This window comes from Flavobacterium sp., assembly GCF_043760115.1.
GTDB lineage: Bacteria > Bacteroidota > Bacteroidia > Flavobacteriales > Flavobacteriaceae > Flavobacterium.
This window is the reverse complement of record NZ_JAYUPK010000002.1, coordinates 1-10,783: the sequence shown is the minus strand read 5'-3', so window position 1 is coordinate 10,783 and position 10,783 is coordinate 1. Positions and strand designations below refer to the sequence as shown.

The 10,783-nt window shown below is 30.9% G+C and carries 9 protein-coding genes; 2 read left to right on the top strand and 7 right to left on the bottom strand.

All coding sequences use genetic code 11. The annotated features are described in order from the left end of the window. Positions 1–127: 127 nt before the first annotated feature. From ACH2BC_RS00110 to topA, 7 genes are all read right to left on the bottom strand, one after another. Entirely contained in the window at positions 128–1,177 is a 1,050-nt protein-coding gene (locus tag ACH2BC_RS00110) for an NAD(P)/FAD-dependent oxidoreductase (RefSeq protein WP_395051876.1), read from the bottom strand. Between the two features lie 89 nt (positions 1,178–1,266). Next, positions 1,267–2,181, bottom strand: a complete 915-nt coding sequence (gldN, locus tag ACH2BC_RS00105; RefSeq protein ID WP_395051875.1) for a gliding motility protein GldN — start codon at positions 2,179–2,181, stop codon at positions 1,267–1,269. A 47-nt stretch (positions 2,182–2,228) separates the two neighbouring features. After that, positions 2,229–3,785 (bottom strand): gliding motility protein GldM, encoded by a 1,557-nt coding sequence (gene gldM, locus ACH2BC_RS00100; RefSeq protein ID WP_395051874.1) that lies wholly within the window; start codon positions 3,783–3,785, stop codon positions 2,229–2,231. A 55-nt stretch (positions 3,786–3,840) separates the two neighbouring features. After that, entirely contained in the window at positions 3,841–4,476 is a 636-nt protein-coding gene (gene gldL / locus ACH2BC_RS00095) for a gliding motility protein GldL (protein ID WP_395051873.1), read from the bottom strand. Positions 4,477–4,535: 59 nt separating this feature from the next. After that, a complete protein-coding gene (gldK, locus tag ACH2BC_RS00090; protein ID WP_395051872.1) occupies positions 4,536–5,951 on the bottom strand; it encodes a gliding motility lipoprotein GldK in 1,416 nt (471 codons plus the stop codon). Positions 5,952–6,195: 244 nt separating this feature from the next. Further along, positions 6,196–7,347, bottom strand: a complete 1,152-nt coding sequence (locus ACH2BC_RS00085; RefSeq protein WP_395051871.1) for a formimidoylglutamase — start codon at positions 7,345–7,347, stop codon at positions 6,196–6,198. Positions 7,348–7,351: 4 nt separating this feature from the next. Beyond that, positions 7,352–9,853, bottom strand: a complete 2,502-nt coding sequence (gene topA, locus ACH2BC_RS00080) for a type I DNA topoisomerase (RefSeq protein WP_395051870.1) — start codon at positions 9,851–9,853, stop codon at positions 7,352–7,354. A 160-nt stretch (positions 9,854–10,013) separates the two neighbouring features. Between topA and ACH2BC_RS00075 the strand changes: the two genes are divergently transcribed. Together ACH2BC_RS00075 and ACH2BC_RS00070 are read left to right on the top strand one after the other, a co-directional pair. Then, positions 10,014–10,217, top strand: coding sequence for a hypothetical protein (locus ACH2BC_RS00075; RefSeq protein ID WP_395051868.1), 204 nt, complete (start codon positions 10,014–10,016; stop codon positions 10,215–10,217). Positions 10,218–10,330: 113 nt separating this feature from the next. Beyond that, positions 10,331–10,567, top strand: a complete 237-nt coding sequence (locus ACH2BC_RS00070) for a PIN domain-containing protein (protein ID WP_395051867.1) — start codon at positions 10,331–10,333, stop codon at positions 10,565–10,567. Positions 10,568–10,783 lie beyond the last annotated feature (216 nt).

The window sequence follows — 10,783 nt, the reverse complement described above, 5'->3', positions numbered from 1 at the left end:
AAATCGCAACTAAAAGATTTCCATTTCAAACATTTAAGTTCATCGAACACCTAATAAAATAAATATTTTAGTGAGATAATCCGGGCTAGTTAATTTTCGTCTTTTGTAAAATTCAAATTTCTAATAATTATTTTCCATAATTTTTAATTCTTTTAATATCGATATGCAAATCTAAAGGAATATTTTTTTCTATAGAATTGTATAAATCTCTTGCCATTGCTGGTGCAAGCATTACGCCACGAGTACCTAAGCCGTTTAATAAATGTATATTTTTGTGTTTTGGATGCGTTCCAACTAAAGGTCTTCTGTCTTTAACTGTTGGTCTAACTCCAGCTATATGTTCAATAATTTCGAAATCGCAAGTAATTAAAGCTTTTAAATCTTTTAGAATTTCATTTTTGCCTTCTTCGGTTGGATTGTTTGTTTTATCTTCCCAATTGTAAGTGGCGCCAACTTTGTATAAATCATTACCAAGAGGAACAATAAAAAGTGACGATTTTAAAATTACATCTAAATCTAAATTTCGCGCTTTAATAATCAATAATTCGCCTTTTGTTCCATCTAGAGGCAAATCATTAAATAATGGATTTAAAAGCATTCCAAATCCTTCTGCGAAGACAATATGTTTTGCTTTTGTATTTTTATAAACAACAAATTCATTTTCAATTACTAATTCCGAATGATTGAATGTTTCTTCAATGTATAAATTTAGTTGTTTTAGATGATTTTGATAGGTTTCTAAAAGCAAATTGGTATCAACATAACCAGAATGCAAAACTTCACCAAAACCATAAGGTGATGGAACAAAATTATATTGTTTTGTTATTAATTTAGTAGAAAGAAATTTAGATAAATTGGGTTTATCTGAAGCTATAAACCAATTGTTTTGTTCTTCTACAGAGTAAAACTTTCTTAGTAAAGGTAATTTGTAATCTAGTTTTACATTTAATTTTTGTTCTAAACCTGCATAGAAAACATCCAATAATTCTAGCTGTTCATTAGCATTCCAAACTTGGCTAAATCTTTTTAAAATTACTGGATTATAAAGTCCACCAGCAATTTTAGAAGAATTTTGCGATTGATTGTTTACCACTAAAATGGTTTTGTTGTTTTGTATTGCTTTTTCAGCAAAAGCTATTCCTGCCAATCCACAACCAACAATTAAATAATCAATCATAACAATAATTTAGAATTACAAAGTTAGCTAATGTGCATAAAAAAACTCTTACCTTTAAGTAAGAGTTTTTAATATTTTAAGAAATTGAATTAGTAATTCCACATGTCTTGTTCAAAATCACGAATTTTACTTTTAACTCTTTCAGATTCTAATAATTGCATTTGCGCATTATCTTTCATGTAACCATCAATAGTTCTATCACCATAAACATTTTCTTCTTTGTAAATTACACCACTAAAACGACGAGAATTTAACAAATGATCAAATGTAATTGGCATTGCAGAATTCCTATCGTTAAAAGCTTTAGCTTCATGAAGTACATCTCTAATTGCAGGAAAATAAATCCAAAACAATTCAATAACGTCAGCATTATCTTTTCCAATTTCACGAGCTTCAGGTGCTACAGGACAAATTGCAAGCATTCTGTACTTCAATTCACTTTGACGTTTATCAAAATACCAATAACCTTTAACTTTAAAACCAGTAATATCTTGAGCAGTTAATTCCAATTCATTAACAAACTGTTTGTCAAGAATTTTTCTACCAGATTTATATGCTTCAATATCAGTATTAATCTCATCAAAACCTACTTGGGCAGTATCAATGTATTTAAAAGACGAACTCATATCTTTTATAGATTTTTTGGTGTTAAAATATTCATCACCATAAACCTCAGTTATTTTACCACTTTTAATTCCATTTAAAAGTACTTGGAATAAAGATCTTCTATCTTTACCAATACTAGCAGTATCGATTGGAAAATATAATGGAAAATTTACTCTTTCATCAAGATCAATATTTTCCCATACAGTTTTACCCATTAATACATCTCTGTCATGTACATAGCCGTAAGGTAATGGTTTATCATTATCAGAATCCATTTGAGCAGTAGTTTTTTTACCAATCTCATCTGGTGTTTTTGCATTTAATAAATTAGATTGTGAATAAGAAGTAAAACTTCCTAAAACACTAAAGGTAACTAATAAAAGGGCTTTTAATTTCATAATTCTATTTATAAGTTATTTAAGAAGATAACGTTCTACTTAAAATATTATTGTATTTCCCAGCTAACTGGAGAACATTTTCCTGGAATAATTCCTGCTCCAGTTCCTACTATTTTAGTTTTAATATCAAAAATTGATATTATATCTCCTCTACCAGATTTAGCAAGCGCAGCAACACATTGAGCGTTAACTCTATCGCCATTTACAACCACGGCAGCTTGACCACCAACTTTTAAGGTAAATCCAGTTACTTGATAAGTTAAATCATATAAGAAATCAGGTAATTTTGCAGTTACTTGAGCAACTTGAAGTCTAGTTTTAGGACCTTTTCCAGATAATTCACCAGCAACATAACCAGTTGGAGGTGGAACATTTTTAATTCTAAAAACTTTACTGTCAGAAACAGATTTACCATCTGTCATTGTACCAGTAGCGGTAACTGTAACCTCAGCACCAGAACCTGGAACTAAATTATATTTTCCTTTTCCACCAGCAGATGAAACACCTGCACCAGAAGCCCTAACTTTATCATCACCAATACCTGCAAATGAAACTGTTAAAGGATTTGGTAAACCTCTATATACAACATTCATTTTATCAGCAGAAATATTTGCTGAATTTGGTCTTGGTATTACAACATATTTTCCTTCAAATGGAAGAGGAATAGTTTTTCCATCTTCAAGGAAAGTAAATTTTCCATTTATAGTTTGTTCACCAATTGCTCCAGCAGTCATAGAAATTACTGCTTGACCATTTTTAATACTTCCTGGACCTTGAAATGATGTTGGCTTAGTACTGTCATCATAACGACCTAAAACAACTTTACCTGTTACAGTTTCACCTTGAAAATATGCACTTTTATCTAAAACAACAAGTGCGGTATAATTTTTCATAGATGATAAATCCATAGTAACTTTTCCTAACATGGTATTATAAATATCGAATTCAGATTTTTTTACATCATTTTGCCATGCTGTTAATTTTGCTAAAGATGCGATTGCAGGAAAACCTTCAAAATGATAATTTAAATATTTTTTTGTTGTTCCTTCACTATCTTTAATATCTTTTGTATTAAATTTAGTTTCTAACTCCTTTATCATTGGTGCAAGTTTTTTTAATAAAATAGGATCTGACGCACATGCACTTTTAATATCAGAAACGTATTTATTCATAGCTGCTACAATTTCAGTTCCTTTAGGAGAATAAGCATCACCTTTGAACCATTGTTCATCTATAAAACCACCTTTATCCATAGCTTCATAAGGAAGTTTTCCAGTTTCCTCGTCAACTTCAATACCTTCTTTTGCATCTTTTTTTAATGTTTCAATATAATCATAAAATGATTTTGAAATTGAAGATATTTTAGATGAAATAATTTTTGCTGAACCAAACTGAGATGGATTTTCGGTTCCTTTTTGATCTATGGTTGCAAATAAAGTTTTATTATTTTCTATAGATGCAACGTTTGCAGATTCAAATTTTTCATTCATCAATCCGAATGCTGATAATACTTCTTTTGACATATTTAATGCCAACATAGCGATGAATACCAAATACATTAGGTTAATCATCTTCTGTCTAGGGGTTAATTTTCCTCCTGCCATTTTTTCTAATTAGTTTAGTTTAAAATTGTTTTATATAAATTTAGTTTAAAACTAATTATCCTTTGTTACTCATTGCAGAAAGCATTCCACCATATACATTGTTTAATGTAGATAAGTTAGAAGTTAACGACTGCATTTGATCTTTTAATTTTATGTTGTTTTCTGCAACTTCATTATTTATTTGTGCGTTTCTTTCAGCACTTTGTAACTGCACTTGATATAAACCATTTAAAGCTTCCATTTGTGTAGCTGCTTTACCCATTTCTTCTGCATATTTCTTTTGTCCTGCCATTGCATCAACTGTTGGAGAGATTGATTTAGCCGCACCTTCGAAATTTTTAATACTATTTCCTAAACTTGCCATTAACTCACCATCAATTTTTGCATCTTTTAACATTGCATCTAATTTTTGAGATAATAAACCTTGAGCTTCTTTAGGATCTTCTGCTTTTATAGCTTTTGCTTTGGCATCTCCACCAGCTAATTCTGGATATACTAATGACCAATCTAATTCTTTATCAACTGGATCAAAAGCTGATAATCCAAAAATGAATGCTTCTACACCTAATCCGATAATTAACATTGCGCTTGCTCCTGGCCAGTGTTGAATTTTAAATAAAGCTCCAACGATTACAACTGCTGCTCCCATTCCGTAAGCGAAATTCATCACTTTTTTGTTAATTAATGCCATAATAAATAATAATTTTAGTTAGTTAAGTTTAATATAATTTAAGTTAGTTAAATTTTAGTTTAAAGTTTTACTGGTTTTTTACCATTTCCAGTTGTTTGTGTTCCCATATAATCTTGTACTGTTCTAAATCCGATGTAGCTTCTAGCAGTATCTTTGTATTCAAAATCTCTAGTACTTACTTGTAAGAAGTAGGAAACATCTTTCCAAGAACCACCACGAACTACTTTACGATTGTTAGAATTGTCTGCAACATTTGGATTCATTGTAGAAACATATTCGTAAGAAGATGCATCATAAGAAGAATCTGTCCATTCTGAAACGTTTCCTGCCATGTTATACAAATTATAACCATTTGGCTCGTAAGATTTCGCTTCTACAGTATACAATGATTGATCTGCTGCATAATCTCCACGGTTTGGTTTAAAGTTTGCCATAAAACAACCTCTATCGTTTTTAGTATATGGTCCACCCCAAGGATATGTTCCAGATTCTAAACCACCGCGAGCTGCATATTCCCATTCTGCTTCTGTTGGAAGACGGAAAGAATTAATTAAATCTCTTCCTTTTTTCTTTTTAACATAAATATTTTTGTTTAATGTTCTCCAAGCACAAAATGCTTTTGCTTGTTTCCAATTAACTCCAACAACTGGATAATCGCCATAAGCTTGGTGCCAAAAATAATCATTATGCATTGGCTCATTATAAGAATAAGCGAAATCTTTTATCCAAGCAGTTGTATCTGGATAGATTTTAGTGTTTTCTGTTTTAATAAATTTACTTCTTTTACCAACTTTAGCTTTAGCTGCAGCTTGAATATCCATCCAAGAATAATGAAATTGTAATTTATTTACATCAATTGTTCTTAAACCATTAAAAGATTCTGCAACTGGTAAATACATAGTATCCATAACTTCTGTATAATATTCGTCTGGATATTTTTTAGTATCTGTTATCAGTTTAGATTTTCTATTAAGCGGTCTTCCTGCAAATGGATCATCTGCTGTACCTACACTATAATAGTTTTCATACATGTATTTATCATAAGGCGTCATTTTAGCAGGATCAGTATCTGCGAAAGCAAAATCTCCAATACTACCAGTTTTTCCACCTTTACCACCTTTTCCTGTAGCACCAGCTTTTATACCAGTTTCATCAGCCAAAGTAGCCAAACGAACTCTAATTACAGAATCTTTAACCCATTCTACAAATTGACGGTATTCACTATTTGTAATTTCGGTTTCGTCCATGTAAAAAGATCTTACAGTAACGGTTTTGGTAGGCGCATCTTGTACGTTAGCTAAATCATCATCTGATTTACCCATTATAAATGCTCCACCAGGAACTAATGTCATACCATAAGGTTTCTCAGGATGCCATTTTTTACCTTTAACTCCTACCAATTCGCCTTTGTCGCTAGATTTACCGCAACTGACTAGTAGTGTTAAAACAGATGCAAATGCAATGAACTTCTTCATATAAATTTGGGTTAATTATGTAATTAATTTTAAGGGCGTAAACCTATCTATTTTTTTTGAAAAAAACAATTAAATGGTTCACATTTTTTATATTGACGATTCAAAAATAGTAACAATTCTGGAAACTACAAAATAAATAATCGATAAAAAGCAATAATAATCGATAAAAAGCTAAAAAATATAATTTTAATGTAATTTAACTTACAAATATGCCTAAAAGTTAAATTTTATCGATGTTTTTATTTTAAACTATATTCTTTCTTTGGGCTTTCCACCAACGTTCTGGGAACTCTTGGTTGGTTGCAGCAATGTAATCTTGATGCGTACACGGTAATAACGTATTTTTTTTTAGTTTATTATTAACATTTGAAAAAAAAGGTATTTCTATCCACCAACGCTCCGTTTTATCGCTTTTATAAAAGATAATATCTTCATCTTCAAGCGGAACAATATATTTAGAATAATTATTTTTACTTCCAAAGGGATATTCGTTAGATCTAAAATGTACTCCTTCTATAAAATACCAAATAATTTGTGCAATTAAAACAGCTTCTTGTTTGGTATTATCATGATTAAACAATCCAAAAACCGAAACTTTATCACTTATTCCAGAATATCTTGCCAAAGAACAAATTTCTTTTCCATTAAAACCATTGGGTACAAAAGTAAATGAATTTCCTGAATCTGAGGACTTTACAGAAGTTAAATCTAAACTTATTATGTCTGCGTCTCTAAAAACTGGTTCTGAAATCGCTATTGTATTGCATATTTCTCCTAAACGATATGCATCAAAATATAATTTTTCTAATAAATCTATCTCTTCTTGCGAATTAAAATAGGTTTGATATCCTATATTACTATAATTAAAAAGATTATTTGGTTCTTCAATAATAATTTTTGACAAGTACGATTCTGATGGGTTTAATCCTTCTTCTTTACCTAAATCAAATTTAGAATCTATTGAAACTAAATTAACCATCTGATCTAAAGAATCATACGCTCGATAAATAGCATAGGTTAAATCTTGAGAACCACCAATAATTATTGGAATAATATTTTTTTTTATTAATGTAGCAACAACTTTTTGAACCGCAAAATAAGTATCGTCTAATGAATTACCTGGAAGTATATCTCCTAAATCTGCTATTGTTTGGCTCCAATTTCCTGGAAATAAAGAGTAAAATTCTTTTCTAATGTTTGATAAATCAACATTATTATTACTATTTGAATTTCCGCGATTATCTAAAACTCCAATTATTGCAATTTTAACCTTGCTTAAATCTGGAAATTCTTCGTTAGTATGAAAAACCACTTTACTAGATAAATGCTGAGATGACAGACGTTTTATGTCTATCAACAAATGCGTGTCAATTGGTGTTAAAAAATCGAAATCCATGTTATTACTTCTTTTTTGAAACTACTTTTTTTACTGGTGTTTTTTTAACTGCTGTTTTCTTTGCAGGTGATTTTTTCTCTATCATTTCTTGAACTTCTGCTAATGTTAGTTTTGTAGCATCAATATCTTTATTTAGTTCAATTTTGATTTTTCCTTTAGTAATTTCACTTCTTCCCCAACGTGCTTTTTGAACCAAAATTCCTTCTGCTTCCCAATTGTGGATTACTTTATCTATATTCTTTTGAAGTTTGTCTTCTATAATTGTTTCAATTTCTTGCTGAGATAAATCATTAAAATTATATTTTGTACTTACGTTTATAAAAATTCCGTTCCATTTTAAAAATGGTCCAAATCTTCCTGTTCCTTTTTGAACTCCTTCTCCTTTATAAACTGCAATTGGTGCATCAGCTTGCGCTTTTTCGTCAATTAACACTTTGGCTCTTTCTAAATCTACATCTAATGGTTCTTCGCCTTTTGGAAGTGAAACAAATACTTTTCCGAAACGGATGAATGGTCCAAAACGCCCAAGACTTACCTCAACTTCTTCTCCTTGATATTCTCCAAGAGCTTTTGGAAGTAAAAATAAATTCAAAGCTTCTTCTAATGTTATGTTTCCCATATTTTGTTCTGGGCGCAAACTTGCAAATTTCTTTTCTTCGTCTTCACTATCACCAATTTGAGCCATTGCGCCAAATTTTCCTAAACGAACCAAAACTGTCTTACCAGATTCTGGATGTTTTCCTAAAATTCGTTCGCCACTTTCTCTATCGGCATTGGCTTCAACATCTTTTACATTAGGATGGAATTTATCGTAAAACTCCTGCATCATTTTAGTCCAATTGATGTTTCCTTCTGCGATTTCATCAAAATCTTGTTCTACTTTGGCGGTAAAATTATAATCTAATATGTTCTCGAAATTCTTAACTAAGAAATCTGTTACAATGGTTCCAATATCGGTTGGCACTAATTTTCCTTTATCTGAACCTGTATTTTCTTTCAACATTTTATCAGAAACTTTTCCTGATTGTAATGTCAATTGTGTGTAATTTCGTTCTTGACCTTCTAAAGTTCCTTTTTCTACATAACTTCTGTTGATGATTGTAGAAATAGTTGGCGCATAGGTTGACGGACGACCAATTCCTAATTCTTCTAATTTTTTTACTAACGAAGCTTCAGTATAACGACTTGGCGGACGAGAATATCTTTCGGTTGCCGTGATGTAATTATTTACCAATTTTTCGTTGACTTTCATTGCTGGCAACATTCCTTCTTGTTCATCATCATCTTCGTCGTTTCCTTCTAAATATACTTTTAGGAAACCTTCAAATTTTATAACTTCTCCAGATGCTGTAAAAACTTCTTGATGATTATTGGCTTGGATTTTTACATTGGTACGTTCCAATTCGGCATCACTCATTTGCGAAGCCAAAGTTCTTTTCCAAATTAAATCGTACAATCGAGCTTGATCTCTATCAATATTCACAGTGTGACGCGACATATCTGTAGGACGAATTGCTTCGTGTGCTTCTTGTGCGCCTTTGCTTTTGTTTACAAATGTTCTTGGCTTAGAAAATTCTTTTCCATACGATTTTATGATTTCGGCTTGCGCAGCTTCCATTGCATCTTTAGAAAGATTCACAGAATCGGTTCTCATGTAAGTAATCAATCCGGCTTCGTATAATCGTTGTGCCAATTGCATTGTAATTCCTACTGGAAGGTATAATTTACGTGCTGCTTCTTGTTGTAAAGTTGATGTTGTAAATGGACCAGCTGGAAATTTTTTGGTAGGTTTAGTTTCTAAATCGGCTACCTTATAATTAGAACCTATATTTTTAGATAAAAAATCTTCGGCTTCTTTTTTTGTATTAAAATTCTTTGGCAATTTGGCTTTGAAAGCTCTTCCTGCTTCGTTCACAAACTCTGCAACGACTGAATAACTTGCAAGTGCTTTAAAGTTTTGAATTTCGCGTTCACGTTCTACAATTAATCTCACAGAAACTGATTGAACACGTCCAGCAGAAAGTCCGCCTTTAATTTTTCTCCACAATACTGGCGATAATTCGTAACCAACCAATCTATCAAGAACTCTTCGTGCTTGTTGTGCGTTTACTAAATTATAATCTATTTCTCTTGGATTTTCGATTGCTTTTAGAATAGCAGTTTTGGTAATTTCGTGAAAAACAATTCGTTTGGTTTTGTTTTTATCAAGATTCAATTCTTCTGATAAATGCCAAGAAATTGCTTCTCCTTCACGATCCTCATCGGAAGCCAACCAAACCATATCGGCTTTTTTTGCTAATCCTTTAAGTTTGGTAACCAATGCTTTTTTATCGGCTGAAACTTCGTATTTGGGTTTGAATCCGTTTTCGACATCTACTCCTATTTCTTTGGAAGGCAAATCGGCAATGTGACCATAACTTGATTCGACCTGGTAATCTGCTCCAAGAAATTTCTCGATGGTTTTTGCTTTTGCTGGTGACTCTACTATTACTAAATTCTTTGCCATTTGCTTTTTTGTTTGTGAGGCAAAAGTAGAAGTTTTTTTTAGATTTTTAGATTTTGATTTAAAAATTAGAAAAATCGATACTTGTGATAACATTAAAATATGGTGTTAAATGGTGTCTATTTGGAATTATTTTATAAATTTGAAAATAAATTACAGTAAGATGATTATTGAAAGAACAGAAAAAGAAATAATAATTAGAATTCCTTCCTATGTTACAACTGATGGTCTTCAAAATCTTGTTGACTATTTGACTTATAAAGAAGCTACTTCAAAATCTAAAGCTTCACAAAATGATGTTGATTTATTATCTAAAGAAGTAAAAAAAGGTTGGTGGAAAGAAAATAAAAGCAGATTGATTAAATGAAAATTGTAGTTGATACAAATATCATTTTTAGCACGCTTTTAAATTCTGACGGAACGATTGGCGATTTGATTTTTAATTCTAAGAAGCATTTTGAATATTAAAGTTGCAGCTATATGCGTTTTGAAATTCAGAAGCATTGGGAAAAACTTAAAAAAATTTCTAAATTAAATGATGCTGAATTAGAGACCTCTTACGCTCAAATTTTATCTAAAATTAAATTCATAAATGAAGAAATAATTCCTGTTGATATTTGGATAACATCAGAAAAAATTACAAAAAACATTGATATTGACGATATAGATTTTTGTTGCTCTAACAAAATTTTTAAAAGCTACTTTATGGTCTGGTGATAAAATATTGTATGCTGGATTAAAAGAATCTGGATTCAAAAAAATAATAAATACTCAAGAGTTACTGGCGTTGAGGAATTCCAAAATTTACAAATAAAAAATTCTATTTCTGATTGGTCTAGGTACTATCTTCAATTCCTAATTTTATTTGATATTTTTTTATAAATTTGTAACACCGAGAGGAAGCTTCTTGCGATAATTCACTGGATGTTTACC

Excerpts from the sequence above, each read along its gene's own strand:
- ACH2BC_RS00110 (WP_395051876.1), bottom strand. The coding sequence starts at position 1,177 with ATGATTGATTATTTAATTGTTGGTTGTGGATTGGCAGGAATAGCTTTT.
- gldN (WP_395051875.1), bottom strand. The coding sequence starts at position 2,181 with ATGAAATTAAAAGCCCTTTTATTAGTTACCTTTAGTGTTTTAGGAAGT.
- gldM (WP_395051874.1), bottom strand. The coding sequence starts at position 3,785 with ATGGCAGGAGGAAAATTAACCCCTAGACAGAAGATGATTAACCTAATG.
- gldL (WP_395051873.1), bottom strand. The coding sequence starts at position 4,476 with ATGGCATTAATTAACAAAAAAGTGATGAATTTCGCTTACGGAATGGGA.
- gldK (WP_395051872.1), bottom strand. The coding sequence starts at position 5,951 with ATGAAGAAGTTCATTGCATTTGCATCTGTTTTAACACTACTAGTCAGT.
- ACH2BC_RS00085 (WP_395051871.1), bottom strand. The coding sequence starts at position 7,347 with ATGGATTTCGATTTTTTAACACCAATTGACACGCATTTGTTGATAGAC.
- topA (WP_395051870.1), bottom strand. The coding sequence starts at position 9,853 with ATGGCAAAGAATTTAGTAATAGTAGAGTCACCAGCAAAAGCAAAAACC.
- ACH2BC_RS00075 (WP_395051868.1), top strand. The coding sequence starts at position 10,014 with ATGATTATTGAAAGAACAGAAAAAGAAATAATAATTAGAATTCCTTCC.
- ACH2BC_RS00070 (WP_395051867.1), top strand. The coding sequence starts at position 10,331 with ATGCGTTTTGAAATTCAGAAGCATTGGGAAAAACTTAAAAAAATTTCT.